General features: G+C 64.9%; 24 protein-coding genes and 1 tRNA gene. 13 read left to right on the top strand and 12 right to left on the bottom strand.

Annotated elements, in window-relative coordinates; translation table 11 throughout:
• Nucleotides 1-150 precede the first annotated feature (150 nt).
• Complete coding sequence (locus QX128_RS10690) at nucleotides 151-1,998, top strand: tetratricopeptide repeat protein (protein ID WP_316237506.1); 1,848 nt, start codon at nucleotides 151-153, stop codon at nucleotides 1,996-1,998.
• Here the strand turns inward: QX128_RS10690 and QX128_RS10695 are convergent.
• Nucleotides 1,995-2,783 (bottom strand): YdcF family protein, encoded by a 789-nt coding sequence (locus QX128_RS10695; RefSeq protein WP_316237507.1) that lies wholly within the window; start codon nucleotides 2,781-2,783, stop codon nucleotides 1,995-1,997. The two genes, QX128_RS10690 and QX128_RS10695, sit on opposite strands and share 4 nt — an antisense overlap.
• Before the next feature lie 130 nt (nucleotides 2,784-2,913).
• On the opposite strand from QX128_RS10695, the gene QX128_RS10700 reads away from it, so the two are divergent.
• From QX128_RS10700 to QX128_RS10710, 3 genes are all read left to right on the top strand, one after another.
• A complete protein-coding gene (locus tag QX128_RS10700) occupies nucleotides 2,914-3,855 on the top strand; it encodes an acetamidase/formamidase family protein (RefSeq protein ID WP_316181504.1) in 942 nt (313 codons plus the stop codon).
• Between the two features lie 1,006 nt (nucleotides 3,856-4,861).
• Nucleotides 4,862-5,059, top strand: a complete 198-nt coding sequence (locus QX128_RS10705) for a hypothetical protein (protein ID WP_006614936.1) — start codon at nucleotides 4,862-4,864, stop codon at nucleotides 5,057-5,059.
• An 86-nt stretch (nucleotides 5,060-5,145) separates the two neighbouring features.
• Nucleotides 5,146-5,622 (top strand): GcrA family cell cycle regulator, encoded by a 477-nt coding sequence (locus QX128_RS10710; RefSeq protein WP_315799652.1) that lies wholly within the window; start codon nucleotides 5,146-5,148, stop codon nucleotides 5,620-5,622.
• A 255-nt stretch (nucleotides 5,623-5,877) separates the two neighbouring features.
• Here QX128_RS10710 and QX128_RS10715 read toward each other — a convergent pair whose 3' ends face one another.
• Complete coding sequence (locus QX128_RS10715; RefSeq protein ID WP_316217827.1) at nucleotides 5,878-6,846, bottom strand: SDR family NAD(P)-dependent oxidoreductase; 969 nt, start codon at nucleotides 6,844-6,846, stop codon at nucleotides 5,878-5,880.
• A 225-nt stretch (nucleotides 6,847-7,071) separates the two neighbouring features.
• On the opposite strand from QX128_RS10715, the gene QX128_RS10720 reads away from it, so the two are divergent.
• The 8 genes from QX128_RS10720 (at nucleotide 7,072) to QX128_RS10755 (ending at nucleotide 16,491) form a co-directional block, all read left to right on the top strand.
• Nucleotides 7,072-7,227, top strand: coding sequence for a hypothetical protein (locus tag QX128_RS10720; protein ID WP_315711478.1), 156 nt, complete (start codon nucleotides 7,072-7,074; stop codon nucleotides 7,225-7,227).
• Between the two features lie 527 nt (nucleotides 7,228-7,754).
• On the top strand, nucleotides 7,755-8,864 hold the full coding sequence (locus tag QX128_RS10725) for a BMP family ABC transporter substrate-binding protein (RefSeq protein WP_315799650.1): 1,110 nt from the start codon (nucleotides 7,755-7,757) through the stop codon (nucleotides 8,862-8,864).
• On the top strand, nucleotides 8,861-9,970 hold the full coding sequence (locus QX128_RS10730) for an ABC transporter permease (protein ID WP_316181507.1): 1,110 nt from the start codon (nucleotides 8,861-8,863) through the stop codon (nucleotides 9,968-9,970). The genes QX128_RS10725 and QX128_RS10730 overlap by 4 nt, the downstream gene beginning before the upstream one ends.
• Nucleotides 9,971-9,973: 3 nt before the next feature.
• Nucleotides 9,974-10,900 carry an ABC transporter permease gene (locus QX128_RS10735; RefSeq protein ID WP_315775139.1) on the top strand — a complete coding sequence of 309 codons (927 nt, stop codon included), beginning with the start codon at nucleotides 9,974-9,976 and terminating at the stop codon, nucleotides 10,898-10,900.
• A gap of 15 nt (nucleotides 10,901-10,915) precedes the next feature.
• Nucleotides 10,916-11,599: an isochorismatase family cysteine hydrolase gene (locus QX128_RS10740; RefSeq protein WP_316237426.1), complete on the top strand. Its 684-nt coding sequence runs from the start codon at nucleotides 10,916-10,918 to the stop codon at nucleotides 11,597-11,599.
• Between the two features lie 50 nt (nucleotides 11,600-11,649).
• Nucleotides 11,650-13,125 (top strand): ABC transporter ATP-binding protein, encoded by a 1,476-nt coding sequence (locus QX128_RS10745; RefSeq protein ID WP_316237508.1) that lies wholly within the window; start codon nucleotides 11,650-11,652, stop codon nucleotides 13,123-13,125.
• Between the two features lie 132 nt (nucleotides 13,126-13,257).
• Complete coding sequence (locus QX128_RS10750) at nucleotides 13,258-14,817, top strand: oleate hydratase (protein ID WP_316237427.1); 1,560 nt, start codon at nucleotides 13,258-13,260, stop codon at nucleotides 14,815-14,817.
• A gap of 114 nt (nucleotides 14,818-14,931) precedes the next feature.
• Complete coding sequence (locus QX128_RS10755) at nucleotides 14,932-16,491, top strand: oleate hydratase (protein ID WP_316237428.1); 1,560 nt, start codon at nucleotides 14,932-14,934, stop codon at nucleotides 16,489-16,491.
• Nucleotides 16,492-17,020: 529 nt separating this feature from the next.
• Here QX128_RS10755 and QX128_RS10760 read toward each other — a convergent pair.
• The 10 genes from QX128_RS10760 to QX128_RS10805 all read right to left on the bottom strand — a co-directional run bounded on the left by QX128_RS10760 (nucleotide 17,021) and on the right by QX128_RS10805 (nucleotide 25,713).
• Nucleotides 17,021-17,902, bottom strand: a complete 882-nt coding sequence (locus QX128_RS10760; protein WP_316237429.1) for an AraC family transcriptional regulator — start codon at nucleotides 17,900-17,902, stop codon at nucleotides 17,021-17,023.
• Nucleotides 17,903-18,003: 101 nt separating this feature from the next.
• Complete coding sequence (locus tag QX128_RS10765; RefSeq protein ID WP_316237430.1) at nucleotides 18,004-18,876, bottom strand: class I SAM-dependent methyltransferase; 873 nt, start codon at nucleotides 18,874-18,876, stop codon at nucleotides 18,004-18,006.
• 488 nt (nucleotides 18,877-19,364) lie between these two features.
• A complete protein-coding gene (locus tag QX128_RS10770) occupies nucleotides 19,365-20,642 on the bottom strand; it encodes a hypothetical protein (protein ID WP_315805815.1) in 1,278 nt (425 codons plus the stop codon).
• 185 nt (nucleotides 20,643-20,827) lie between these two features.
• Nucleotides 20,828-20,905 (bottom strand) — tRNA-Pro (locus tag QX128_RS10775).
• A gap of 106 nt (nucleotides 20,906-21,011) precedes the next feature.
• A complete protein-coding gene (locus tag QX128_RS10780) occupies nucleotides 21,012-21,575 on the bottom strand; it encodes a MerR family transcriptional regulator (protein WP_316237431.1) in 564 nt (187 codons plus the stop codon).
• Nucleotides 21,576-21,707: 132 nt separating this feature from the next.
• Complete coding sequence (locus tag QX128_RS10785) at nucleotides 21,708-22,064, bottom strand: integration host factor subunit alpha (protein WP_315740211.1); 357 nt, start codon at nucleotides 22,062-22,064, stop codon at nucleotides 21,708-21,710.
• A gap of 132 nt (nucleotides 22,065-22,196) precedes the next feature.
• The gene (locus tag QX128_RS10790) at nucleotides 22,197-23,171 is read right to left on the bottom strand and encodes a beta-ketoacyl-ACP synthase III (protein ID WP_316237432.1); all 975 of its coding nucleotides are present in this window, start codon (nucleotides 23,169-23,171) and stop codon (nucleotides 22,197-22,199) included.
• Nucleotides 23,168-24,229, bottom strand: a complete 1,062-nt coding sequence (gene plsX, locus QX128_RS10795; RefSeq protein WP_315805818.1) for a phosphate acyltransferase PlsX — start codon at nucleotides 24,227-24,229, stop codon at nucleotides 23,168-23,170. The genes QX128_RS10790 and plsX overlap by 4 nt, the downstream gene beginning before the upstream one ends.
• A gap of 319 nt (nucleotides 24,230-24,548) precedes the next feature.
• Complete coding sequence (locus tag QX128_RS10800; RefSeq protein WP_316237433.1) at nucleotides 24,549-25,172, bottom strand: DUF177 domain-containing protein; 624 nt, start codon at nucleotides 25,170-25,172, stop codon at nucleotides 24,549-24,551.
• Nucleotides 25,173-25,176: 4 nt separating this feature from the next.
• Entirely contained in the window at nucleotides 25,177-25,713 is a 537-nt protein-coding gene (locus QX128_RS10805; RefSeq protein ID WP_315805820.1) for a ubiquinol-cytochrome C chaperone family protein, read from the bottom strand.
• 129 nt (nucleotides 25,714-25,842) lie between these two features.
• Between QX128_RS10805 and QX128_RS10810 the strand changes: the two genes are divergently transcribed.
• Entirely contained in the window at nucleotides 25,843-26,304 is a 462-nt protein-coding gene (locus tag QX128_RS10810) for an outer membrane protein assembly factor BamE (RefSeq protein ID WP_315805821.1), read from the top strand.
• Nucleotides 26,305-26,352: the final 48 nt, after the last annotated feature.

Genomic DNA, 26,352 nt, shown 5'->3' on the forward strand with positions numbered 1-26,352 from the left:
CGCGTGTGGTTCGGCTTCGGGCGGCTTGTTAGACCGTCGCACCTGATGATGCCAGTATTTCCGCCGTCCGGGCTCACCCGCCATACCGTGATCCTTCTCGATATCGCGGGAATCACTTATGAATTTTCGATCCTCGGACAGGACCAGACGATGACCCGCAGCGACCGGAAGGAAGGCGCCGAGAGCGCAACGGCCGGCCCCGGCGGAACGCCCGCGCTGTCGCCCGCCGCGCTCTACGAGGCGGGACTGCATCACCTCGGCGGAGGACGTCTGCTCGATGCCCAGATGTGCTGCGAGCAGGCGCTGGCCGCCGACCCGACCCATGCCGACAGCCTTGCGCTGATGGGCATTATTGCGCTGCAAACCGGTCAGCACGATCATGCCGTGGCGTGGTTCTCGCGCGCGATCCGGCAGACGCCGAAGATCGACTATCTCACCAGCCTGGGCTTCACCCTGAAGCAGATGGGCCGGCTCGACGACGCCCTCGCGGTGTTCGACAAGGCGATCCAGCTCAAGCCCGACGACGCCGAGCTGTGGAAGCACATGGGCGGCGTACTGCTGGCGCTCGACCGCGGCGCCGAGGCGTTGTTGAGCTATCAGCACGCGCTGACGATCGATCCTTCGCATCATGAGGCCGCGTTCCAGAGCGGCCTGCTGCTGCATCAGCAGCAGCGCTATGAGGAAGCCGCCCAGGCCTTCACGATCTGCCTGACTCAGCGGCCGGGCGACCTGCAGTCGCTGCAGATGCGCGCCCGATGCTTCCGCGAGCTCAAACGCTACGACGCGTATCTCGCCGATTGCGAACGCGCGCATGCGCTGGCGCCAGCCGAGGCGATGGTCTGCAACAATCTCGGCGATGCATTCGTCTGTCTCGGCCGCAGCGCGGAGGCGCTGCCGTGGTTCGACCAGGCGCTGAGCCTGCGCCCGAACTTCGTCGAGGTGCTGCTGAACAAGGGCTTTGCGCTGCTTCAATTGCTGCGCTTCGAGGACGCCGCGGCCGTCTACCGGCAGATCCTCGTGCTCGAGCCGAGTCACGCCAAGGCGGCCTGGCAGCTTGCCCATGTCGAGCTGCAATGTGGCGACTACGCCGCTGGCTGGGCACGGCGCGAAGCGCGCTGGAACATGCCGGATTTCTCGCCCGAGTATCCGCGCTTTGCGGAGCCGAAATGGCTGGGCAAAGAGGATATCGCCGGGAAGACCGTCCTGATCGAGGAGGACGAGGGTTTCGGCGACACCATCCAGTTCGCGCGCTACCTGCCGATGCTCGCCGCGCGCGGCGCCAGGGTGATCCTGGTGGTCCGCGAGGCGCTGCGGCCGCTGCTGGCCGGTGTCGAAGGCGTGTCGCAATGTCTTGCGTACGCGCCGGAGCTGCAGCGGCCCGCCTTCGACATGCACTGCCCGGTGATGAGCCTGCCGTTCGCTTTCGGCACCACGCTCGCCACCATCCCGCCCGCTGGCTATCTGCCGCCGCTCCCGGCCGAGCGCAGCGCGGCCTGGGAGCAGCGGCTGGGGTCGCATGACCGGCTGCGCGTCGGGCTGGTCTGGTCCGGCAACCCGCACCAGGGCAATGACCGCAACCGCTCGATGCCGCTGTCGACCTTGCTGCCGCTGCTCGATGTCGACGCGGACTTCATCAGCCTGCAAAAGGAGCTGCGGCCCGCGGACAGGACGATGCTGGCGCAGCAGAGCGGCATCCGCGACCTCACCGCCGAGCTGACCGACTTCGTCGAGACGGCGGCCCTGATCTCCTGCCTCGACGTCGTCGTCACCGTCTGCACCAGCGTCGCGCATCTCGCCGCGACGCTCGGACGTCCGACCTGGATCATGCTGCCCTACCTGGCCGACTGGCGCTGGCTCAGGGATCGCGACGACAGCCCGTGGTATCCGAGCGCGCGGCTGTTCCGGCAGGATTCGAGCTGCCGCTACGAGCCGGTCGTCGCGCGCGTGCGCGGCGAGCTGGCAGCGAAAGCGGCGGGCTTCGGCACAACAACCGCCTAGGCCGGCCCGGGAAACAGATCGTCGATGCGGCCGCGGAGGCGGTAGGCTACGAGCCCGACCCATTCGCGCACGGCGATGTCGGCGCGGCGCAGGCCGAGCAGCGAGATGCCGTCGAAATCCAGCACGCGGCCGACGCGCCAGTCCACCGGATAGGGCTCGACCGGAAAGCCCGCTTTTCGAAACAGCCCGACCGAGCGCGGCATGTGATACGCGGAGGTCACCAGCAGCCAGCGTTCGCCCGGCTTCGGGGAGATCATCGCCTTGGAGAAGATCGCATTCTCGTAGGTGTTGCGCGACTGCCGCTCCAGCAGCAGCCGCTCCCTGGGCACGCCGAGGCTGAGCAGGATCTCGGCGCCGACATCGGCCTCCTTGGCCTCGGTCGCGATCAGATTGGCGCTGCCGCCGGTGAACAGGATGCGTGCAGTCGGGTAGCGCCGCGCCAGCGCGGCGGCCTGGATCACACGGTCCGCGCCCGCCACCGTCACCGGCATGCCGTACATCACCGAGAGATCGGAATCGACGGGACCGCCGAGCACGATGATGCCGTCCGGGGCGCCGTTCGCCGGGTCCCATTTCGGAAACCGGCTCTCCAGCGGATACAGCATCAGGCTGCCGAGCGGCGTCAGGCCGACGATCGCCAGTAGCAGCATGGCCGAGACGACCAGCCTGCGCCCCAGCACGGCAAACCGGGTCAGCATCAGGATGGCGCCGACGAGGCCGAGCGCGATCATGAAATTGGTCGGCAGTGCCAGCAAGCCGAGCGTCTTCGACAGGACAAAGAACATTGCGAGCTCCGGCGCGGGGTGAATGGCCACGGCCGCCCTCATACACGACAGCCGCCATGCGTTGCCATCTCTCTGCGAACGGCATGGGATGCGTTATGCTCAGGCCCGAACAGGGATGAATGAGAGGATCATGGCCCATCACCATCTGCACGCCAGCCCCGAGACCTGCCATTGGGGCTTCTTCGAATCCCGGCTGAAGCCGGTGCTCACGGTCGACAGCGGTGACGAGGTCACGATCGATTCGATCAGCGGCGGACCCGACGTGGTGCCGGATACCAGCAAGTTCCACGTGCCGCCGGAGCTGTTCGACGTCCACGCCCGCAGCGAGCGCATGGTGCCCGGCCACATCCTGACCGGGCCGATCGCGGTCAACGGCGCCGAAATCGGCGACGTGCTCGAGGTCGACATCCTCGACGTCCAGCTGCGGCAGGACTGGGGCTACAATTTCATCCGCCCGCTGGCCGGCACCCTGCCCGACGATTTCCATGAGAGCCGGCTGATGAACATCCCGCTCGACAAGGAACGGATGGTCGGCAAGCTGCCGTGGGGGCTCGAGCTGCCGCTGGCGCCGTTCTTCGGCGTGATGGGTGTGGCGCCGCCGCCGGCCTGGGGCCGCATCACCTCGCTGATCCCGCGCGCGATGGGCGGCAATCTCGACAACAAGGAGCTCGGTGCCGGCGCCAAGCTGTATCTGCCGGTGTTCGTGCCGGGCGCGCTGTTCTCCTGCGGCGACGGCCATGGTGTGCAGGGAGACGGCGAGGTCTGCGTCACGGCGATCGAGACCGCGCTGCAGGGCCGCTTCCGCCTCACCGTGCGCAAGGATCTCAAGTTCGACTATCCACGCGCCGAGACCGCCACGCACTACATGACGATGGCGATGGACCCCGATCTCGACCAATGCGCGGTGCGGGCACTGCGCGACATGATCGTGCTGCTCGGCGAGAAGCGCAATTTGTCGCGCGAGGACGCCTACACGCTGTGCAGCCTCGCCGCCGACCTGCGGGTGACCCAGACCGTCAACGGCTCCAAGGGCATTCATTGCATGATCGCGAAGGCCGTCGTGCACGGGTGAGGTTGTGTCGGGCACGCTGGCGCGGCTCGCCCCGCTGTCGTCGCCCGGCTCGACCGGGCGACCCAGTATCCAGAGGCAGGCGTCAGTCCTCGACAGGCCGCGGCGTACTGGATCCCCCGCGTTCGCGGGGATGACGACCGAATTTGAAGTGCAACCCTCGTTCACTCCAAGAGACACGATCTATCATCCTCGCGCGCCGCTCGCGCCGAGTCATGCCATCATCTCACCCTCTCAAAAGTCGGAGGGCGCAGGGAAGGCCAGGCGCCGGCTGGCGCCTGCGGCCCGCCTGCGAGAAAAATGCAGGCGGCAGGTACCACAGGTGCAGCCGAGAACGCCCGGCCTTCCCTGCGCGATGGTGTTCACGCTTATACGCAGTCTGCCTGGTGCGCCGGGCTTGTTGGCCACCATGATCCGCGCGGCGCGTCAGCGCCGTCGCGAACGTAACACCAGCGTCGGGGTGTCAGCACGCTGCGACTTCACGTCCGCGCCGAGCCGTTCGTCCGCGCATCCTTGAAGGACACGCTGCGGCTCCATCGCGGCCATCGCTCCCCGCCTCGCGTGTCGTGACGATCGCGCGCAACGCCCCTTCCGAGTGAGGCGGGATGGCGGCACTAAAGCACAGTTTCCGGAAAAGCGAAAGCGTTATTTCTGGAATGGCGAATTTTCTCGCACCGACCGGAAAAGCCGCGAGCGACCGTCCGCCTCTTCAGCCGACAATTCCACCAGGGCTCCCCGATCAGGTGCCCCGCGGCACGGCGGCGGTTGAAGAAACCATCGGACACCGCGGCCCACGCGAATCTTCCCGGCCCGTGCTTCCCGTACCATTCCGGGCCCGGACTCGCCGAGCGGGCGGAGAGTCATCGCCGCGACCAGCCCGATTCGTCATATTTCCATAAAATTCAATATCTTAACCAGTTATCCCCAAGCCGCTGTACAACCAATCCGATTCCTAATAGAGTCTAAAAAGTTACTTTTCTGTACATCGGTTACGGACTAGCTTTTAGGCATGGCGACGGAAAAAGCCGAAACTGACCGCATCCCCGTAACCCTAGCCCTGGCAACCATCGGCTATCTCGAAAAGCTCGTGAAACAGGGAACCCACGGCACCAGCGTTCCGGGTGTCTGCAGAACGTTGATTGAAGAAGGCATCCGGCTCGCCATCAAGGATGGGCTGCTGTCGATTCGCGACAACGGACGGGCGTAAGCTAGGGACACGCAGCGCGGAAAACAGTTTCGGTGCAGCCGTCGGCCAGGACGATCCAGGACGGATCAAACTTGGAAGCGACAACAATGCCCGCCGAACGACAGACACTCCCCACCTGGACCGAGGAACGGCTCCAGGCCCTGAAGCAGCACTTTGAGGCCGGGCTGACCTGCCGAGAGATCGCCGCCGAGCTCGGCGTCAGCCGCAACGCCGTGATCGGCAAGATCTCCCGCCTGGCGCTGACGCGCGACAATGGCGGCGACACCAGGCGCGTCGTTCGCGCCGAGACGACACGCGATGGCGCCCGCCGTCCCGTGCCGAAGCTGCGCCGCCGTATCCTGCGCGCGGTCCAGAACGATCCGCCGCCGATCGTTGTCGAGGAGCCGGTCGGCACGGTCGAGAACGGCTGCTCGCTGTTCGAACTCTCCAAGGAGCGCTGCCGCTGGCCGATCTCCACCCCCGGCGCCGACGATTTCTGCTTCTGCGGCTCCAAGCCGATCGAGGGCCTGCCCTATTGCCCGAGCCACACGCGGATGGCGTACCGGGTGGCGTCGTCGCGGTAAAACTCAGCCGCCGACTAATTAGTTGAAAATCGTGTCTCGCCGCGCGGACGGTGCACCCTCTCCCCTTGTGGGAGAGGGTGGATTCGATGCGTAGCATCGAAGCCGGGTGAGGGGTATTTCTCCATACGGGCGGCGATTCTGTGGATACAAACCCCTCACCCGAGCTGATATGACGCTGATACCAGCGTAGCCCTCTCCCACAAGGGGAGAGGGCGCAATCACTGGCGCCGTACAGTCGTGCGTATGCCGACGCCCCTACCCCAGCTTCCAGCCCGCCTCCTGCGCAAAGCGCTGGAAGAACTCCGGCTCGTAGGCCTGCTCCGGCGACTGCCGGACGCGCATGTCGAGCAGCTTGGCGTCCTCGCCGACGAGGATGCGCCACTGGTCGGCCTTGACGCCGTCGAGGATGATCTTCGCGGCCTGCGCCGCCGTCGTCGGCGCGTCTTCGAGGAAACTGCGGGCGCGCTCGCGGGCGGCGGCCTGGATGTCCTGGTCGCTCATGGCGGAGACGTCGATGCCCATGCCCTTCATGCGCTGGCGCGCTAGCCCGATCTCGGTCTCGCTGAGCTCGTCGGACTCGGTGCCGCTCTGCACCTTGCGCGAGTTCGACACGATCGACGTGCCGATATGGCCGGGCATCACGACCGAGCATTTGATGTGCGGCGCGTTGAGGCGGAGGTCGTTGATCAGCGCTTCGGTAAATCCCTTCACCGCGAACTTCGCGGCGCTGTAGGCGGTGTGCGAGACGCCCATGCCGACCGAGGCCCAGAAGCCGTTGACGCTCGAGGTGTTGACGATATGAGCCTCGTCCGCCTTCAGCAGCATCGGCAGGAAGGTGCGGACGCCGAGATAGACGCCGCCCCAGCAGATGTTGAAGGTACGCTCCCATTGCTCTCTTGAATTGGTGAACAGGCTGCCGCCACCGCCGATGCCGGCATTGTTGAACAGCAGATGGATCTTGTCGGTGGCCTGCTGCTCGGCGAGCTCATCGCGAAAACGCTGGAGCTGCGCCTCGATCGAGACGTCGGCGACATGGGTGGTGACGCGCAGGCCCTGCGGCAGCTTCTCGGCCTCGCACAGCCGCTTGGTTTCGGCCATCGCCTCGGTCGAGACGTCGCACATGGCGACGTTGCAGCCTTCGGCGACGAGCTGGCGCGCGAGCTCGCGGCCCATGCCCGTGCCGCCCCCGGTGATCACGGCGATCCTGCCGGCGAAATCCTTCATCGGATGGTCTTCCTTCCCTGCTGCGGGACGGCCATGCCGCCCCGGCGACTTGCTCGTTCTCTTCGTGGAACGCGTTTGCGAGCTTAGGACGTTTCGCCGGCCTGACCAGAGGGGATGTCGGAGATTTGCGTTGCAGCGCATGCAACGAAGATTTCAGCTTGGGGTTGAACCTTCTCGACAGGCGTCCGACTTATTCCGTGGGGAGGCAGGCTCGAGGAGGTTCGCATGGCGTACCAACAGGGGCACTGGCAGGACGAAGGCTGGCGCGACACGATGGTCGATCCCGCGGGATCGGACGACGGCGCCTATGTGACGGGGTGGACGATCAGCGGGCTCGCCGTGATCGGCACCATCGTCGCGGTCTGGCTGCTCGGGATCTGAGAGCAGCGCGACGAATTCTCATGCAATAGGACGCCATGCAAAGCGTGGCCTCTGAGCCCTGCTGCGTTCTGCGCTCTCATCCGTCATTGCGAGCGCAGCGCAGCAATCCAGCGCTGTGGACGGGACACTGGATTGCTTCGTCGCTGCGCTCCTCGCAATGACGTGGAGAGAGCCGACTGTTTCCCAGAGAGCCTGGCGCCTCCCCAAGACGTCGGCATTCACGCCCTGGATCTGGCAGCCGCGTTTCGCGAAGGCGCGCGGCTGACCGTCTGGGGGTCCCGCGTGGCCGAACTCATTGCATACAATTGCAGTCGATTGATCAATTAATAGGCTAATGATTGCCGTGTCACGCTACTGCCCAGTTTGCAGTCAGCCACAAAACATCAACACTTCAGTGACTTAGCTCCTCGGCCGCGCTGAAAGCCGCTGGCACAAAGCTTGCGATCACTCCCTTTCGAGGCTCCGCCGTGTGGCGGTGAAGCCGAGATGACAGCGCGGGCGGATCGACCCGCCGAGGGAGCTCACCAATGGACTTTGGCAGGATTTCACGACGGCATCTGTTGCAGGGTGGCGCGGCGCTGACGCTCGGCGCGGCCGCGGGCCTGCGGCCGGCCTTCGCCGCGGAGACAACGATCGGCTTCATCTATGTCGGCTCGCGCGACGACTACGGCTACAACCAGGCGCATGCGCAGGGTGCGGCGGCGCTGAAGAAGCTGCCCGGGCTGAAGGTGATCGAAGAGGAGAAGGTGCCGGAGACCGACGCGGTCGAGAAGACGATCGAGTCCATGATCAATCTCGACGGCGCCACGCTGCTGTTTCCGACCTCGTTCGGCTACTACAATCCGCACATGATCAAGATGGCGGCGAAGTACCCGAAGCTGCGCTTCGAGCACTGCGGCGGCCTCTGGAGCGAGAAGGACCCGAAGAACGCTGGCTCCTATTTCGGCTATATCGACGAGGCGCAGTACATCGCCGGCATCGTCGCGGGCTACACCTCCAAGAGCGGCAAGCTCGGCTTCGTCGCCGCCAAGCCGATCCCACAGGTCCTGCGCAACATCAACGCCTTCACGCTCGGCGCGCAGCTTGCCAATCCCAAGGCCACCACGCAGGTGATCTTCACCGGCGATTGGTCGATGCCGGTCAAGGAGGCCGAGGCGACCAACAGCCTGATCGACCAGGGCGTCGACGTCCTGACCTGCCATGTCGACGGTCCGAAGACGATGGTCGAGAACGCCGCGCGCCGCGGCGCGTTCGTCACCGGCTATCACGTCAACCAGTCGCCGCTGGCGCCGAAGGCCTATCTGACGGGCGCCGAGTGGAATTGGGAAGCGCTGTATCCGAAGTTCGTCAAGATGCTCCAGGCCGGCGAGAGCATTCCGAACTTCTATCGCGGCGGCCTCAAGGAAGAGGTGGTCAAGATCTCGCCCTATGGCGAGGCGGTGTCCGAGCAGGCGCGCAAGCACGCCGACGAGATCAAGAGCAAGTTCCTCGGCGAGGGCTATACGATCTTCAAGGGCCCGATCAAGGACAACAAGGGCAACACCGTGATCACCGCCGGCACCGAGCGCGGCCAGAAGGATCCGGAGCTCGAGAAGATGGACTATCTGGTCGAGGGCGTGATCGGAGCGACGTCGTGACCACGGAGGCGGCCGATCCGGTTGATGCGGCCGCCATCGCGCCGGCCGCCGACGCAGGCTTCCTGCAACGCCATGGCGCGAGCATCGAATACATCCTCATCCCGGGCGCGGCGCTGGTCGCCGCGCTCCTGGTGTTCGGCATCTTCGTCGCGCTGTTCGGCAAGAACCCGCTCGACCTCTATTGGTACATGTATTACGGCGCCTTCGGCACCTGGTTCTCCTGGCAGAACACGCTGACGCGCGCGGCTCCCTTGATCCTCACCGCGCTGTGCACCGCCCTGCCCGCTCAGCTTGGCATGGTGATCATCGGCGGCGAGGGCGCGCTGCTGATCGGCGCGCTGTCGGCAACCTCGGCGGCGCTGGCCTTGCAGGGCATGCCGCCGCTCGTCGTGCAGATCGCGATGGTGATCGCGGGCATGACCGGCGGCGGATTGTGGATCCTGCTGTCGGGCGGCTTGCGCCAGTATCGCGGCGTCAACGAGACCATCTCCAGCCTGCTGCTGGTCTACATCGCGCTCGCGATCCTCAACCATCTCGTCGAGGGCCCGATGCGTGACCCGGCGAGCCTCAACAAGCCGTCGACGCGCGAGATCGGCGCCGCCAACATGATCGGCAGCATCCCAGGCACCGACGTGCATTGGGGCCTGGTGTTCGGGCTGATCGCGGCAATCGCGTCCTACGTGCTGATCTATCACACCACGTTCGGCTTCGCCGCGCGCGTCGCCGGCGGCAACATCCGGGCCGCAAAGATCGTTGGCCTCTCCGTGGGCAAATTGATCCTGACGGTCTGCTTCCTCGCCGGCGCCTGCGCTGGCCTGGCCGGCATGGTCGAGGTCGCCGCGGTCCAGGGGCGCACCAATGCCAATCTCGCCGTCGGCTACGGCTTCACAGGCATCCTCGTCGCCTTCCTCGCGCGGCAGAATCCACTGGCAATCATTCCGGTCGCGATCCTGCTCGGCGGCATCAATGCCTCGGGCGGCCTCTTGCAGCGAAGGCTCGGCCTGCCCGACGCCTCGGTGCTGGTGCTGCAGGGCATCATCTTCATCTCGGTGCTGGCGAGCGACGCGCTCTATGGCCGCATCGGTGTCCTCAAGGGAAAGTCCTGATCCATGGCTGACGGCAATATCGGGCTCTGGACCGTGCCGCTGGCGGTGCTCGGCGGCGCCATCCGCGTCTCCACGCCGTTCCTGTTCGTGAGCCTAGGGGAATGCATCACCGAGCGCTCCGGTCGCATCAATCTCGGCCTTGAGGGCACGCTGGTGATGGGCGCGATGAGCGCCTATGGCATCTCCTATCTCACGGGATCGCCGTGGGCAGGCGTGCTCGCCGCCGGCCTCACCGGCGCGCTGCTCGGCGCCCTGCATGCCGGCATCTGCTCGCTGCCGCGCGTCAACGACGTCGCGGTGGGAATCTCCTTGATGCTGTTCGGCACCGGGCTCGCCTTCTTCCTCGGCAAGCCGCTGATCGAGCCGACGGCGGCGCGGCTTCCGGCGATCGATTTCGGCTGGTGGAGCGACGTGCCGCAGGTGCGCGCGGCCTTGCGCATCAACGTCCTCTTCCTGCTCGGCGTCGTGCTCGCGCCGCTGTTGCTGTGGGCATTCCGAACCACCCGCTGGGGCCTGCTGATCCGCACCGCCGGCGAGAGCGCGGATGCGGCGCGCGCGATGGGCCACTCGGTGCTGATGATCCGGCTGCGCGCCACCATGGCCGGCGGCTTCCTCGCCGGCATCGGCGGCTCGTTTTTGTCGCTGTTCTATCCCGGCAGCTGGAACGAGGGCCTCTCCTCGGGCCAAGGCATCACCGCGGTGGCGCTCGTGATTTTCGCGCGCTGGGACCCGATGCTGTGCCTGTGGGCCTCGCTCGCCTTCGGCGGTGCCGCAGCGCTCGGACCGGCGCTGCAATCGGTCGGCGTCACCTCCGGCTATCATCTGTTCAACGCTGCGCCCTACATCCTGACGCTCTTGATCATGATCATCACCTGCTCGCCGAAACGCACCCTGAGCGGCGCGCCGGCCGAGCTGTCCATCACCCGCTGATTTCGGAGTCCCACCATGACCGCGCGCACCATCCGCTCCGAGCCCTATGCCTGGCCGTACAACGGCGATCTCAGGCCAGAGAACACCGCCCTGATCGTGATCGACATGCAGACCGATTTCTGCGGCGTCGGCGGCTATGTCGACAAGATGGGCTATGATCTGTCGCTGACGCGCGCGCCGATCGAGCCGATCAAGACCCTGCTCGGCGTCATGCGCGCGCAGGGCTTCTGCATCATCCACACCCGCGAAGGCCACCGCACCGACCTGTCCGACCTGCCCGCCAACAAGCGCTGGCGCTCGCAGCAGATCGGCGCCGGCATCGGTGATCCCGGCCCGTGCGGCCGCATCCTGGTGCGCGGCGAGCCAGGCTGGGAGATCATCCCCGAGCTGGCGCCGCTACCTGGCGAGATCGTCATCGACAAGCCCGGCAAGGGCTCGTTCTGCGCCACCGACCTCGAGCTGATCCTGCGCCTGAAGGGCATCCAGAACATCGTGCTGACCGGCATCACCACCGACGTCTGCGTCCACACCACGATGCGCGAGGCCAACGACCGCGGCTTCGAATGCGTGCTGCTGTCGGACTGCTGCGGTGCCACCGACAAGGGCAACCACGATCACGCGCTGAAGATGATCAAGATGCAGGGCGGCGTGTTCGGCGCGGTCGCGACCTCCGCGGCGCTGATCGAGGCGCTGTCGTGATCGGCGACGATCCGACGCCATCAGGCGCGTTCGGCGTCGAGGCCATCGCGATGACGATGCGCTTCGGCGCGTTCACCGCGCTCGACAATGTCGAGCTGAAGGTCAGGCCTGGCTCGTTCCACGCGCTGCTCGGCGAGAACGGCGCCGGCAAGTCGACGCTGGTCAAATGCATCATGGGCTACTACCGCCCGACCGAGGGCGACGTGCTGATCGCCGAGCGCGAGCGCGCCATCAACAATCCCAGGGACGCGCACGCGCTCGGCCTCGGGATGGTCTATCAGCACTTCACCCTGGTGCCGGCGATGACGGTCGCGGAAAACCTGGTGCTGGCGCGCGACGACGTGCCGGCGGTGGTCAACTGGGCGAAGGAGAAGAAGGAGCTGGAGGCCTTCCTGGCGCGGATGCCGTTCCGCGTGCCGCTCGACGCCAAGGTCTCCGACATCTCCGCGGGCGAACGGCAGAAATGCGAGATCCTCAAGCAGCTCTATCTCAAGCGCCGCTTCCTGATCCTGGACGAGCCGACCTCGGTGCTGACGCCGGGCGAGGCCGACGAGGTCCTGGGCATGCTGCGCAAGATGGTCGAGGCCGGCGAGCTGACCATCCTGATGATCACGCATAAATTCCGCGAGGTGATGGCGTTCGCAGACGACGTCACCATCCTCCGGCGCGGCAAGCTCGCCGGCCGCGGCAAGGTCACCGAACTGACGCCCGACGACATGGCACGGATGATGATCGGCGCCGAGCAGCTCACGGTGCAGCCGTCGCGCACCGGCGAGGCCGGCAACGTCAGGCTCGAGGTCGAGAAGCTGGTGGCGCGCGACGATTCCGGCGGCCTCGCTGTGCACAACCTGTCACTCACCGTGCGCGCCGGCGAGATCGTCGGCATTGCCGGGGTCTCCGGCAACGGCCAGCGCCAATTGGTCGAGGTGCTGGCCGGCCAGCGCGAGGCCGAGAGCGGCGCAATCCGGGTCTCCGGCGAGGCCTATGTGGCGAGCCGCGAGGAGATGCGCCGGCACAAGATGTCGCTGCTGCCGGAGGAGCCGCTGAAGAACGCCTGCGTCGGCGGCATGAGCGTCGCCGACAACATCGCGCTGCGTGAGTTCGACCGCGCGCCGTTCGCCCGCGGCGGCTGGTGGCTGAACAAGGCTGCCTTCCGCCAGGGCGCGACAACCAAGATCAACCGCTACAAGATCAAGACCCGCACGCCGGATACGCCGATCTCGGCACTGTCGGGCGGCAACGTGCAGCGCGCCGTGCTGGCGCGCGAGCTCGGCCACGACGTCGAGGTGCTGATCGCCGCCAATCCCTGCTTCGGTCTCGACTTCGCGGCAGTGGCGCAGATCCACGCCGAGATCATGGCCGCCCGCAACCGCGGCGCCGCGGTGCTATTGGTCAGCGAGGATCTCGACGAGCTGCTCGAACTCTCCGACCGCCTGGTGGTGATGTTCCACGGCCAGCTGGTCTACGAGACCCGCGCAGGCGACGCCGACCTGACGGAGATCGGCCGGCACATGGCGGGGCATTGAGCCGGCCCCGCTAGACGACTTCAAGATGTTGACGACCAATTCATCGCGCCGGGGTAACATGGCTCCCGGCGGGCCTTGATCGGCCGGCATTTCGTCATTGTGCTTCAAACCCTTGGATTGCAGGTCGATGTCATGAAGGCCTATTTCATCGGTGGTGGCATCGCTTCGCTCTCGGGCGCAGCATTGATGATCCGCGACGGCGGCGTCTCCGGATCGGACATCACCATCTTCGAGAAGCGCGTGCCCTATGGCGGCAGCCTGGACGGCGCCAGGCTTCCCGACGGCTCCTACTCGATGCGCGGCGGGCGCATGCTGACGACCGAGCAATACGAGTGCACCTGGGACCTGTTGTCGACCATTCCGTGCGAGACAAGTGCCCAGGAGACCATCCTCCAGGAGACGGTCGCGTTCAACAAGCTCCACGTCACCCACGCACAGGCGCGGCTGGTCGATGGCAACAGGCACAAGGTCGACGTCTCCTCCATGGGCTTCTCGATGCAGGATCGCATCGAGATGACCAGGCTCACCGAGGCCTCGGAGGAGAAGCTCGGCAAGTCCTTGATCTCGGACTGGCTGTCGCCGCCGTTCTTCACGACGAACTTCTGGTACATGTGGCAGACGACCTTCGCCTTCCAGCCCTGGCACAGCGCGGTCGAGTTCAGGCGCTATCTGCGCCGCTTCATCAACGAATTCCCGATGATGGATACGCTCGGCGGCGTCAAGCGGACGGTGCACAACCAGAATGACTCGATCGTCAAGCCGCTGATGCGCTGGCTGAAAGGCCACGGTGTCAACTTCGTCGGCGGCGCCGACGTCACTGACATCGCGCTCGTCACCGGGAACGGCAAGCATCGCGCCACGCGCCTCGACCTGGAGCATGACTTCGTCGGCCGCAGCATCGATCTCGCGGCGGATGACCTCGTGTTCTACACTGCCGGCTCGATGACGGACGCGACCAGCCTCGGCAGCCACGACAGTCCGCCCAAGCAGCTCACCAAGGAGGACAGCCAAGGCTGGACTCTCTGGGAGAAGCTCGCACAGGGCCGCCCGGAATTCGGCAATCCGGCCGCGTTCAACTCATCGGTTCCGGAGTCGAGCTTCGAATCTTTCACGGTCACCTGCCGCAATGCGCGCTTCTTCGACGCGATGCAGACTTTCACCGGCAACGTCGCCGGCACCGGCGGGCTCGTCACGTTCAAGGATTCGAACTGGCGGATGTCGATCGTGCTCTACAGCCAGCCATACTTTCCGGACCAGCCCGGCACCATCAAGATCTTCTGGGGCTATGGGCTCCATCCCGATCGCGTCGGCAATTTCGTGGGGAAGCCGATGTCCGAGTGCAGCGGCGCCGAAATCCTGAAGGAGCTGTGCGGGCATCTGCGCTTTCCGCTCAACGTGTTCGACGAGGCGACCTGCGTGCCGTGCTGGATGCCCTACATCATGAGCATGTTCATGCCGCGCAGCTATGGCGACCGGCCGTTGCCGGTGCCGCTCACCTCGCAGAATCTCGCCTTCATCGGCCAATATGTCGAGCTGCCCGAGGATGCCGTGTTCACGATCGAATATTCGGTGCGCGCGGCCATGCATGCGGTCTATCAGCTCTTGAAGATCGACCGCGCCATTCCGCCGGTCACGCCGTATGACAAATCGCTGAAAATGCTGCTGCAGTCGGTGGTGAAATCATTCGCTTGACGGACCACGCGAGATCGTGATCACCGCGCGCCGCAGCGCTTGACCTGGATCAGTTCCGCGAGGGAACACAGCAGCTAAGCCCCGGATCGTAACACACGATCCGGGTGAACCATCATGAAGGCGTATTTCATCGGCAGCGGCATCGGCGCATTGGCCGGCGCGGCGTTCCTGATCCGCGACGGCGGCGTCGCGGGCCGCGACATCACGATCTACGAGAAGCATCTGCCCTATGGCGGCAGTCTCGATGGCGCGCGGCTGCCCGACGGCTCCTATTCGCTGCGCGGCGGCCGCATGCTGACGACCGATCACTACGAGTGCACGTGGGACCTGCTCTCCACCATCCCCGATGCCAGCGATCCCCGCCGCACCGTGCGCGACGAGACGATTGCCTTCAACAAGGCCCATGTCGCGCATTCGCAGGCGCGCCTCGTCGATCGCAACCGGCACAAGATCGACGTCTCCACCATGGGCTTCACCATGCAGGACCGGCTCGAACTGGTGCGGCTGACCGAGGCGTCCGAGGAGAAGCTCGGCAACTCCCGCATCACCGACTGGCTGTCGCCGCCGTTCTTCACCACGAATTTCTGGTTCATGTGGCAGACGACGTTCGCGTTCCAGCCCTGGCACAGCGCGGTCGAGTTCAAGCGCTATCTGCATCGCTTCACGAACGAGTTTCCTCGCATCGAGACGCTGGCCGGCGTCAAGCGCACCGTGTTCAACCAGTATGATGCGATCGTGGTGCCGCTCGTCAAATGGCTGGAAGGCCACGGCGTGAATTTCGCCGGCGGCGTCGATGTCACCGACATGGAGATCGCGACGGAAGCCGGCAAGCACGTGGTCAAGCGCCTGACGCTGGATCGCAGCGGAAAGCCGGAGACGGTCGCGCTGTCGAGCGACGATCTCGTCTTCCTGCAGAACGGCTCGATGACGGACGCGACCAGCCTGGGCACGCAGGATGCGCCGCCGCCGCGGCTCACCAAGCAGGACAGCCAGGGCTGGACGCTGTGGGAGACAATCGCGAAGGGCCGTCCCGAATTCGGCAATCCCGCCGCGTTCAACTCATCGATCCCGGAATCCTGCTGGGAGTCGTTCACCGTCACCTGCCGCAATCCGCGGTTCTTCGACGCGATGGAAGCGTTCAGCGGCAACGCCGCGGGCACCGGCGGGCTCGTCACCTTCACCGAGTCGAACTGGCTGATGTCCGTCGTGCTGTATCACCAGCCGCATTTCGCCGGCCAGCCCGCCGACGTACAGGTGTTCTGGGGCTATGCGCTGCATCCCGACCGCATCGGCAATTTCGTCGGCAAGGCGATGGCCGATTGCGGCGGCGCCGACATCCTCAAAGAACTATGCGGCCACCTCAACTTCGATCTTGCGGTGTTCGACCAGGCGACCTGCGTGCCGTGCCGCCTGCCCTACATCACCAGCATGTTCATGCCGCGCAACAAGGCCGACCGGCCGCTGCCGGTGCCGGCGAATTCGAAGAACCTCGCCTTCGTCAGCCAGTTCGTCGAGATCCCCGACGACGTCGTGTTCACGGTGGAATATTCAGTGCGTGCCGCGCAGATGGCGATCTATCAGTTGCTCGGTATCACCAGGGCGATCCCACCGATCACGCGGCACGACAAGTCGTTCCGCGTGCTGATCGAGACGATGGAGAAGGCCTTCGCCTGACGCCTCTCGCATCCGCAAAAACGAACGCGCCCGGATCAGGCTCGATCCGGGCGCGCTTTCCGTCTCGCGAGGCACAGATGGCGCCTCCATGCGTCTTGCGTGAGTTGTCAGTAGCCGAGCAGCGCGAGACCAACCCAGCTGACGGCAAACAGCGATACGACCGAGGTTGCAGCGGCAAAAACGGACAGCGAAACTTTCAAAGTCCTGAGGACCATACGCGCCTCCTTCAACGACAATGAACAGCACATCGAGGTGAACCCCGATGTCAGTCTGAAATTTCCTGGAACCGGCTCCACAACGAGCCGAACACAGGTTTGGTGCGCGCCTGCGCGCAAAGGTTCAATGTCAGGGTGTGGGGCCCTGATCGAGCGGCTTGATCGTTAACGGACACGGCCGCTCGTGGTTCCCGGATGGGAACTGGAACTGCTCCAAAGGAGGCTGCTCTCCCCCTCAGAGCCCCTTCCTGGCGGAACTCAAGGTTGAGAAGGCTCCTGGCTGCATGTTTTAGGATGGATCCGGCCGCCGGGCGCTATTTCAGCGGCAGGAACAGGTCCGCAGCCGTCTCGTGCTCGGGAACCTCCGGGAAGAAATTCAGCCGCTGGCAATAGATCGGGAAGTCACGCACCTCCTCGCCGCTGGCTGGAAGCCAGTCGCGATAGAGGAACAGCGCGGCGGGCTCCAGATTGTGGGTGTTGCCGACGACGCGCAGCACGGCGCAGCGTCCTCCGGGGATCACGTCGGCTCTGATCGTCGCGTCGTCCGTCTCGACCGGCTGATCGGTCCCGACACAGAGATCCACGCTGTAGTCGGCAGGCGAAGCGGGGCGCCGCTCGGAGCGCCAGACCGTGAAGGTCGGATGGGTCCTGGGGTGCAGGCCGGCCGCCTTGCGCCAGGCGATGAAGCGCTGGATGGTCGCGCCGAGCGTCGCCGGGTCGCCGCGATGCTCCATGATCGCCACCGGCGTGGCCGGCACCTCGCGAATCGTCACGTCGTCAGGGGTATAGGTCGTCCGCATCAGCTTGCTCCTCGCGTCGTCGAGAGGCCCGAAGGCCGCAAGCCACGGCTCCCAGTCGGGAGATTTCCGGAACGAAGACGGCGATTGCCCGAACCGTTGCCGAAAGGCGCGGGCGAAGGCATCGGGCGCATCGTAGCCGGCCTCCATCGCGACCTCGGTGACGCTTTGGGCATCGCTGTAGGCCAGCTGATAGGACGCCCGCTTCATGCGGGTGAGCTGGATGTAGCGATGCACGGATAGACCGAAGGTCGCCGTGAACTGCCGGTGGAAATGATATTTCGAGTAGGCCGCGATGCTGCTCAGCGCGTCCAGATCGAGATCATCCTCCAGATGCCGGTCGATATGATCCAGCACCCGCTGCATCCGCGCATGGTAGTTTCGCAGCGCCGCCTTCATCGTTCCTTGCTCCGTGGCGGCATCAGCTAAGCGCAGGCGGACATGACGCGCTCGACCGATCTTGCGGCTTTGTCACGGGGTTCAGCGATCAAGACCGCCTTTCACGGATCGACGGCCGTCACTGTCCAGAACGAGGCGGGCACCATGACGCCCGCGCCTCTGGCGTAGCGCGCCAGCGCCTTCCTCACCGCGGCCGTCGCGGCCTCCATGGCCTCGGTCGGCTGCCCCGCCACCGCACGGCCGGCGGGCCCGATCGCGAGCGCCGTCTGCACCGCGCTGTCGAGGCCGGCGCCCGCGCCGACGTCGAGCGCGATGTCGTGGCGCTCCAGCCGGATGCGGCGCAGCCCGGCATCGGTCGTCACCTTCTCCATCCACTCGGGAGCGCCGAATGCGAAATCGTCCGGCGCGTGCGGCGGCAATCCCGGTAGCTTCGGCACGTGATCATAGGCCGCCTGCAGCGGCTCCAGCGCCCACGGGTTGTCGCGCAGCTCGCCCCAGCAGGCGAACGCGACGCGCCCTTCCGAATGCAGCGCATTGCGGATGTTGAGCACGGCGCGCACCGGATTGGCGAAGTACATGACGCCGAGCCGCGAGATCACGAGATCGGCGCTGGCGGCCTTGAAGTGGTGCACCATGGCGTCGCCCTGCACGAAGCTCACCGGCGCCTCGGCCGGGGCGAGTTCGTGGGCCGCGGTCAGCATGGCCGCGGAGACGTCGAGGCCGAGCACGCTGCCGCCTGGGCCGACCTTCTCGGCCGCCGCGATCAAGGTCGCGCCGCAGCCGCAGCCGATGTCCAGCACCCGCTCGCCCGCCTGGATCGCCGCGCGCTCCAGCAACGCCTCCTGCACCGGCACCAGCATCGCATCGATCTCGGCGCGGCGTGCGACCCAGCGCCCGCCGCCGGCGCCATTCCAGAAGGCGATCTGCTCGGCATTCTCGAAATGCCCAAAGGAGGCGTCAAAAGTATCCGTCATCTCGGTCAGCCGACTCGCCTCGATCTCGAATTGATGACGCAGATGCGCCCAGGCACCACACTGCGCTGCATGATAGTAGAAAGCGGTCGTCGGATTTGGAAGTCATAGGCAGGGACGAGTTCGCCCTGTGCCGAAACACGAACTCTATGAGACTGGGCGCCAGCCGCACGACCAGGTTGCTCGCCACGCGTTCGCTGCATCGCGAAGTATAGAGCAGGACTAGGATTTCACCGATACTCGGATCTCAACATGCAAAAGCCTCCGCTCGTTGCGGAGGCCTTCTTGCGCCGGGCATCAATAATACCATACCTGCTCAGCCAGCAGAACGCCGTTTGCGCCGAATCTCTTCCCGAGCGCTCTCGCGCTCCTTTTGCAGCTTGCCAATGATCCGCCCCGACGCCTTGTCAGCTTCTTCCTCGGGGCTGCCCACGGCCCGTGTGCCACGCAAATAGTCAAGCACGGTGCGGCGGATGCGAATGGCTCTGTGCTCAGACCGATGTTCCATCAGAATTCACCTTCTGAAGCTGGAGTGCCTTACGGATACCAAAGTCGGGATTCAACGACGAGTCGAAATAATGTTTCCGCTTTGCCCAGACGAGACCATCACCTTTCGAGATCACCGCAACATCGGTTGGCCCTCCGACTGATTCCAACGGTGAATCAACGCGTCGTCGAAGGGACGTTAGTTCCACGAGAGCCTCGGCCATATCAGCCATCTCTTCTTTTGGAAGAGTCGCAACCACTTTCATAACCGGCTGAACCAAGCTCTTGTCGCGATACTCTTCAAACTCTTTATCGAGATCCCGTACGATTTTAGAATTTTCTCTTCTTTGCAAGCCGCGCTCCACGGTTTTTTCATCCTGATCCGATACGTATGTCCCGATCAGAGTGTCGGATTTGTCGTCCAGGAGACGCTTCAGGGCTCGACGCAACCAGCGCGTGTGTTGCGACAATACGCCTTCGAGAAAAAGGATGGCTATGTCATCTTGCCCGAAGGGAATGATTACCCCGTTAGACTCATCTTCACCGTTACAGTTGTGGCTATTGGTTTCATCTTGCCAAGCCCTGAGTTGCCCTTTGTGTTTGCCATCGACAACGTAAGACACGAGTGATGGAAAGAATTCGCTTGAGCCGAAACCAGCAACGACCACGCCTGTATAGAAGTCAGAGCTAAACCTCCGTCGAAACCCCGCGTAGAAGAGTTCAACTAGATTGTTTATTATCTTCTTCGGTACATGTTCGTGGATTTCCTGTTTCACCAAGCCCGCTATCGTCGCCTGATATTGAGCGCGAAAGTCCTTCAAACTTAGATCAACAGCGATCTCCGGAAGGCTTTGCATCTGCTCCTTGCCTCTCGCTATTCTGGCCGAAAGCGCCTCTCGAAATTCCTTTCTGGTTTTGCATTCCGGCATCTGTTTCTTGATGAGTTCAAGATGCTTCACGAACCCGATTACAATGCTGATCTCTTCTTCGGCACTCGCGGAGAATCTTGGATCCCTCAAGTAGCCGATGAAGTCGTCCGCACATTCCTGAACAGTATTGAACGTTTTTTGTCCCACCGCGAGACGATACGTTTTTACGATTGTTTCCCAAGGGTAGCCGATCAAATCACCGGCGCCGTAGGCCATGATTGCAATGTCATTGTAGGGGGATAGAGAAAAAAGCTTATTTGCGGTTTTCCAAACCTTGCGGCGACCGACCGTAACCGCGCTGTCGGCCGCGAGAACAAGCGCCTGCTTGTTCATGATGGCTATCTCGGTGGTCATTGGAGGACCTTCAGCAGCGGTGCAGCGCTATAGTCCGAATCTTCAACGATTCTCCCCGATCCTAGGGAGATTTGGGCAATCATGGATTGATAGCAACACCAAAATCACTTGAAGCGCCAGCATCAGCGCTCGGATTCAAAGAACATACAACAAATCCGGGCCCCTCAAACACCCGGTCAAAAAAATGGTCGGAGCGGCGGGATTCGAACCCACGACCCCTAGTCCCCCAGACTAGTGCGCTAACCGGGCTGCGCCACGCTCCGATGGCCGTTCCTGTAGCCGTGATCAGAGCGCGATGCAAGGCACGCTGGGAGGGTTTCATGGGGGCGATGGCCCCGAATCCGCCCCTGATCGCCGGGGTGTCCCGCCTCAGACGTCCTTCATCGCGCGGTCGAGCAGCGCGCGGCAGTCGAGCAGGTCCTTGAGCACGCCCTGGAGCTTGTCGCGCTCCTCCGGCTTCATGCCGGCGCGGGTGGGCGGGCCGACGCGGAAGGTGTCGAGGATGTCGTCCTCGGTGTCGACGAAGCGGAAGTCGATGCCCTCCTCGTCGGACGCCTCCTCCTCCTCGTCCTCCGATTCGACCTCGGCCTCGCCGATCGGCTCCTCTTCCATCATCGCCTGGCCGAGGGTCTCCTCCATCGCGCCGAACGAGACCGCGGCGGAGCTGTCGGCCAGTCCCTGGACCGACTTGACGCCGTGCTCCTTGAGGATCCGCTGCACACCCTTGATGGTGTAGCCTTCGCCGTACAGCAGGCGGCGGATGCCCTTGAGCAAATCGACGTCGTCGGGCCGGTAATAGCGCCGGCCGCCGCTTCGCTTCATCGGCTTGATCTGGACGAACCGCGTCTCCCAAAACCGCAGCACGTGCTGCGGGATGTCGAGCTCCTGCGCGACCTCGCTGATCGTCCGAAACGCATCCGGCGCCTTGTCCAAATGCCCGTTCCCCTTCGACCGTGCTGCCAAGAAAGTGGGAGACTACGCTGATTCGACTGGACGAACTGCACGCGGGACGAAGGTGACGCGTCGATACGGCCTCGCCGGACGATGCGGCGGGCTAGCCCGGCCCTATTCCGGCTCGGCGCCGAACTCGGCGCTAGCCTCGCCGTTCATCTTGCCGTTGCCCTGCTGGCCGTTGATGCGCTGCTTGAGGATCGCGGACGGCTTGAACACCATGACCCGCCGCGGCGAGATCGGCACTTCCGTGCCCGTCTTCGGGTTACGTCCGATGCGCTGACCCTTCTTGCGCACCATGAACGACCCGAACGACGACAGCTTCACCGTCTCGCCGCGCTCGAGGCAGTCGGTGATCTCCTTCAAGACCAGCTCGACGAACGCGGACGACTCCGTCCGCGACAGCCCCACCTTCTGGTAGACTGCCTCGCAGAGATCGACGCGTGTGACTGTTTTTCCGGTTCCCGCCATCGCCTGCCCCAAACTCTCGGCGAATAATTCGCTCCGGAAATTAAGAGGTTAAGCGGCGGTGGTCAACAGCAGCGTGAATAGAAGTACAGGCCGTAGTGCCAATCTCAGGCGTAATCCCGCCGCGCGGCAGGCTCACCAGCGCACCAAAGCCGAGCCCCAGGTGAAGCCGCCGCCCATCGCCTCCAGCAGAACCACGTCACCCTTCTTGATGCGGCCGTCCTTGACGGCCACGTCGAGCGCCAGCGGGATCGAGGCAGCGGAGGTATTTCCATGCCGATCGACCGTCAGCACCACCTTCTCCGGCGCGATGTGCAGCTTGTGCGCCGAAGCATCGATGATTCGCTTGTTGGCCTGGTGCGGCACGAACCAGTCGATGGTCTCGGCCGACAGGCCGGTGGCATCGAAGGCGTCGACGATCACGTCGGTGATCATGCCGACCGCGTGCTTGAACACCTCGCGGCCTTCCATCCGCAGATGCCCGACGGTCTGGGTCGAGGATGGTCCGCCGTCGACATAGAGCTTGGCCTTGTGGCGACCATCGGACCGCAGGTGAGTCGTGAGCACGCCGCGATCGGCCGAGGTCCCCCCCTGCTCCTGAGCGTCGAGGACCAGCGCGCCGGCGCCGTCGCCGAACAGCACACAGGTGGTGCGGTCGTTCCAGTCGAGGATGCGCGAGAAGGTCTCGGCGCCGATCACCAGCGCGCGCTTGAACGAGCGGCTGCGCAGGAAATTGTCCGCGGTCGCGAGCGCATAGACGAAGCCCGAGCACACCGCCTGCAGGTCGAACGCCGCGCCATGATGGATGCCGAGGCCGTTCTGCACCGCCACGGCCGTCGCCGGAAAGGTGTTGTCCGGGGTCGAGGTGCCCAACACGATCAGATCGATTGACTGCGGATCGACATCGGCCGCGGCCAGCGCGGCACGGGCCGCATTGATCGCCAGATGCGAGGTGAATTCGCCGTCGGCTGCGACGTGGCGCTCACGGATGCCGGTGCGCTGCACGATCCACTCGTCGGAGGTCTCGATGCGGCTTGCCAGCTCGGCATTGGTCACGACCCGCTGCGGGAGGTAGGAGCCACAGCCGAGCACGACCGAACGAATTGTCACGAGACAGCCTCCTGGGCGACGGGTTCGGACGCCGGTGCGCCGCCGTCGGGATTGAGTGTTTGATTGATCTTGGTCAGGAGATCGTAGCGGGCCATCTCATAGCCAACCCTGACCGCCGAGGCAAAGCCCTCGGCATCGGTTCCGCCGTGGCTCTTGACCACCATCCCCTTGAGCCCGAGCACCACGCTGCCGTTGGATTTGCGCGGGTCGAGCCGGGCCCGCAGGGCGGCGAACGCGCCGCGTGCCAACACGTAGCCGATCCGGGCCAGCAGACTGGCCTGGATCGCGCCGCGCAGGAAATCCGTGACCTGGCGCACCGTGCCCTCGGCCGTCTTCAGCGCGATGTTGCCGCTGAAGCCCTCGGTCACGACCACGTCGGCGGCGCCCTTGCCGATGCCGTCGCCCTCGACGAAGCCGATATAGTCGAGCTGCGGCAGGTTCATCGCGCGGAGCTGCTCGGCCGCCTCGCGGATCTCCTCATGGCCCTTGATCTCCTCGACACCGATGTTGAGGAGGCCGACGGTCGGCCTGGGCTTGTTGAACAGCACGCTCGCCAGCGCGCCGCCCATCACTGCCAGCGCGACGAGGTGGTGGGCGTCGCCGCCGATCGTCGCGCCGAGGTCGAGCACCACCGATTCGCCGCGCGCGGTCGGCCAGATCGCGGCCAGAGCCGGCCGGTCGATCCCGTCCAGCGTGCGCAGGCAGAAGCGCGCCATCGCCACCAGCGCGCCGGTGTTGCCTGCGGACACGGCGACGTCGGCCTCTCCCTTCTTCACCGCCTCGAGCGCGAGCCACATCGACGACGTCTTGCGGCCGCGCCGGAGCGCCTGGCTCGGCTTGTCCTCCATGCTGACGGCGACATCGGTGTGAACGACGCGCGAGACTGCCTTCAGCCGCGGATGCCGGTCGAGCTCGGGAACGATCTTGGCACTGTCGCCGAACAGCAGAAACTCCGCATCCGGATGGCGGCTCAGCGCGATCGCGGCACCGGGGATGACGACGGCCGCGCCGAAATCCCCGCCCATGGCGTCCAGCGCGATTCGAACCTTTTGAGGCATGACGTCCCGGAAACCTGATCTCGAGCTTTGTCTCGTCTTGGCCGTGATTTGGTTGGCCGTGTTTGGCGGTCGTTCAGAGGCATTGCGCGGCCGATGGACAGGCCAGAGGCCGTCCGGGCCTTTTCGTCGCACCCCGACCCGGGCGCGACAATAGCGTCTCTCCGTGTCGAAACAACCTCCCGGGAGCGATGCATTTTGCAACCGCCGCGCCGGTCCGGGACCGGTAGCACCCCGTCTTTTCGTTCGAAATCAGCGGCTTGAGAGAATTTTGACAAGCTTTGTGACAGGATCGCGCGGCAGCGGCCTGCACAATTGCGCGTCAATCCTCACCCGTTTTCTTCGCTTTGACCGCGCCCGGCCCGACGGCATCTGCCGGCTTCAGCGCCTTCAGCGCGGCGAAGGGATGGTCCGCCGGATCGGAGGCCTCGGCGGGCTGCTCGAACACCGCGCCCGGTTTGCGCGGATACGGATCGATCCCCAGGAACAGCGCGTCGGCGGCGAGCCGGCCGAGGTCGATCTGCCCACCGACGATCGGCTCGGGCGGATCGGCCGTCTCGACCTCGCTGTTCGGGTCGTCCTCGACCAGGTCGGCAAGCTCCGGAATCTGCTCCGGCGGGGCAAACATCTGGTCGATCGGCTCGTCGATCTCGGTCTCGATCGGATCGAGCGTGACGACGCAGGTCTGGCCGATCCGGGCGCGCACCCGGCCCTCGACATGCACCTTGCCGTCACGCTTCAGGGCCACGTCGAACGAGGCTTTGGCCGAAAGCACCTCGCGCAGATCGGCGATCTCTGCCAACGCCCGGCGCGTGGCCGGATCGGCCTCGATCTCGCGATGCAGGCCGGCGTCCGGGATTTGCGCCACGATCACCGGCGGCGCGCGCCAGGGGTCCTTGGAAGGGTCTCGCGCCGTTTCGCGCGACGTGTCTCTGTCTCTGGTCATGTCGCTAGTCCTGCTGAACCGGCCGCGGGAAGCTCCAGCCGGCGCCGAGCAGCCTGTTGTCGTCGAGGGCGGCGAGGTCGGCCGCCACCCGGGCCGCATAGGCGGCAAGTCCGGCCGCGCTGTCGGGATGCTCGCCGTTCAAGATATTCTTCTGCAGCGCCTCCGCCAGCCGGGCCTCGCTCTCCGACCAGGCCAGATCATAGGCGGCGGTGCGGCCATAGAACGCCTCGCCGAACTTCTGCATGCGCTTCGGAACGGTCAGATCACCCACCCCCATCTCGCGGAGATTGTCGTCCATGTCGTCGCAGAACCGGTCGAACAGGGCCTGCGACAGCGCCGACCCCACCCCGCGCAGCCGCCGCAGCACCAGCCAGAGGTGCAGAATCAGCAGATCGAACCGTCCTTCCACCGTGTCAGGGACATTCAAGTGTCTATAAAACAACGGGTCTCGGGTTTGTGCCACGATCGCGCCATAGATCGGCTCGATGGTCCCGCGCGGGGACGGTCGGGATTTCCTGAGATGGTTGAATGGCCAGAGCATGACGGTTCCGCGGTCGAGTTTCCCTGACCCTGTTCAGGGGCATGTTGCAATCCGCAAGTTTGCCCGGTACGTCAACGCCCTGCCCGACGCAAGGGGACGGGATCCGATCTGAAGAAGATGACCCAGACAATGCGAACGACTGCCCGCCTGCTCACCCGTGGCCTGAGCCCCCGTCTGCGCACCCTTGGTGCGATCGCGCTGACCTGTCTGGCGCTCGGCGCCTGCACCGGCGAGCAGTTCCAGAAGGGCTACATCATGCCGCCGGGCGCGCTGGAGCAGATCCCGATCGGCGCCAGCCAGGACCAGGTGCTGATCGTGATGGGCACGCCATCGACGGTGGCGACGCTCGACGGCGAGGTGTTCTACTACATCTCGCAGCGCGCCGAGCGCCCGGTCGCCTTCATGAACCAGAAGGTGGTCGATCAGCGCGTCATCGCGATCTATTTCGACAAGAACCGCCAGGTCCGCCGGCTCGCCAATTACGGCATGAAGGACGGCAAGATCTTCGACTTCGTCAGCCGCACCACGCCGACCTCCGGCCAGGAGCTCAGCTACCTGACGCCGCTGTTCAAGCTGCTCAGCTTCAACTGATCCCGACCCGATCGCCGCAGCCCGGAATATGATTCCGGGCCACGGCAC

Origin of the sequence: Bradyrhizobium sp. SZCCHNR1015 (genome assembly GCF_032489875.1) — a bacterium.
GTDB lineage: Bacteria > Pseudomonadota > Alphaproteobacteria > Rhizobiales > Xanthobacteraceae > Bradyrhizobium.

Excerpts from the sequence above, each read along its gene's own strand:
- QX128_RS10725 (WP_315799650.1), top strand. The coding sequence starts at position 7,755 with ATGGACTTTGGCAGGATTTCACGACGGCATCTGTTGCAGGGTGGCGCG.
- plsX (WP_315805818.1), bottom strand. The coding sequence starts at position 24,229 with ATGCCTCAAAAGGTTCGAATCGCGCTGGACGCCATGGGCGGGGATTTC.
- QX128_RS10720 (WP_315711478.1), top strand. The coding sequence starts at position 7,072 with ATGGCGTACCAACAGGGGCACTGGCAGGACGAAGGCTGGCGCGACACG.
- QX128_RS10755 (WP_316237428.1), top strand. The coding sequence starts at position 14,932 with ATGAAGGCGTATTTCATCGGCAGCGGCATCGGCGCATTGGCCGGCGCG.
- QX128_RS10710 (WP_315799652.1), top strand. The coding sequence starts at position 5,146 with ATGCCCGCCGAACGACAGACACTCCCCACCTGGACCGAGGAACGGCTC.
- QX128_RS10715 (WP_316217827.1), bottom strand. The coding sequence starts at position 6,846 with ATGAAGGATTTCGCCGGCAGGATCGCCGTGATCACCGGGGGCGGCACG.
- QX128_RS10805 (WP_315805820.1), bottom strand. The coding sequence starts at position 25,713 with ATGCTCTGGCCATTCAACCATCTCAGGAAATCCCGACCGTCCCCGCGC.
- QX128_RS10785 (WP_315740211.1), bottom strand. The coding sequence starts at position 22,064 with ATGGCGGGAACCGGAAAAACAGTCACACGCGTCGATCTCTGCGAGGCA.
- QX128_RS10760 (WP_316237429.1), bottom strand. The coding sequence starts at position 17,902 with ATGAAGGCGGCGCTGCGAAACTACCATGCGCGGATGCAGCGGGTGCTG.
- QX128_RS10750 (WP_316237427.1), top strand. The coding sequence starts at position 13,258 with ATGAAGGCCTATTTCATCGGTGGTGGCATCGCTTCGCTCTCGGGCGCA.
- QX128_RS10695 (WP_316237507.1), bottom strand. The coding sequence starts at position 2,783 with ATGTTCTTTGTCCTGTCGAAGACGCTCGGCTTGCTGGCACTGCCGACC.
- QX128_RS10770 (WP_315805815.1), bottom strand. The coding sequence starts at position 20,642 with ATGACCACCGAGATAGCCATCATGAACAAGCAGGCGCTTGTTCTCGCG.
- QX128_RS10810 (WP_315805821.1), top strand. The coding sequence starts at position 25,843 with ATGCGAACGACTGCCCGCCTGCTCACCCGTGGCCTGAGCCCCCGTCTG.
- QX128_RS10765 (WP_316237430.1), bottom strand. The coding sequence starts at position 18,876 with ATGACGGATACTTTTGACGCCTCCTTTGGGCATTTCGAGAATGCCGAG.
- QX128_RS10800 (WP_316237433.1), bottom strand. The coding sequence starts at position 25,172 with ATGACCAGAGACAGAGACACGTCGCGCGAAACGGCGCGAGACCCTTCC.
- QX128_RS10745 (WP_316237508.1), top strand. The coding sequence starts at position 11,650 with ATGACGATGCGCTTCGGCGCGTTCACCGCGCTCGACAATGTCGAGCTG.
- QX128_RS10690 (WP_316237506.1), top strand. The coding sequence starts at position 151 with ATGACCCGCAGCGACCGGAAGGAAGGCGCCGAGAGCGCAACGGCCGGC.
- QX128_RS10740 (WP_316237426.1), top strand. The coding sequence starts at position 10,916 with ATGACCGCGCGCACCATCCGCTCCGAGCCCTATGCCTGGCCGTACAAC.
- QX128_RS10705 (WP_006614936.1), top strand. The coding sequence starts at position 4,862 with ATGGCGACGGAAAAAGCCGAAACTGACCGCATCCCCGTAACCCTAGCC.
- QX128_RS10735 (WP_315775139.1), top strand. The coding sequence starts at position 9,974 with ATGGCTGACGGCAATATCGGGCTCTGGACCGTGCCGCTGGCGGTGCTC.
- QX128_RS10700 (WP_316181504.1), top strand. The coding sequence starts at position 2,914 with ATGGCCCATCACCATCTGCACGCCAGCCCCGAGACCTGCCATTGGGGC.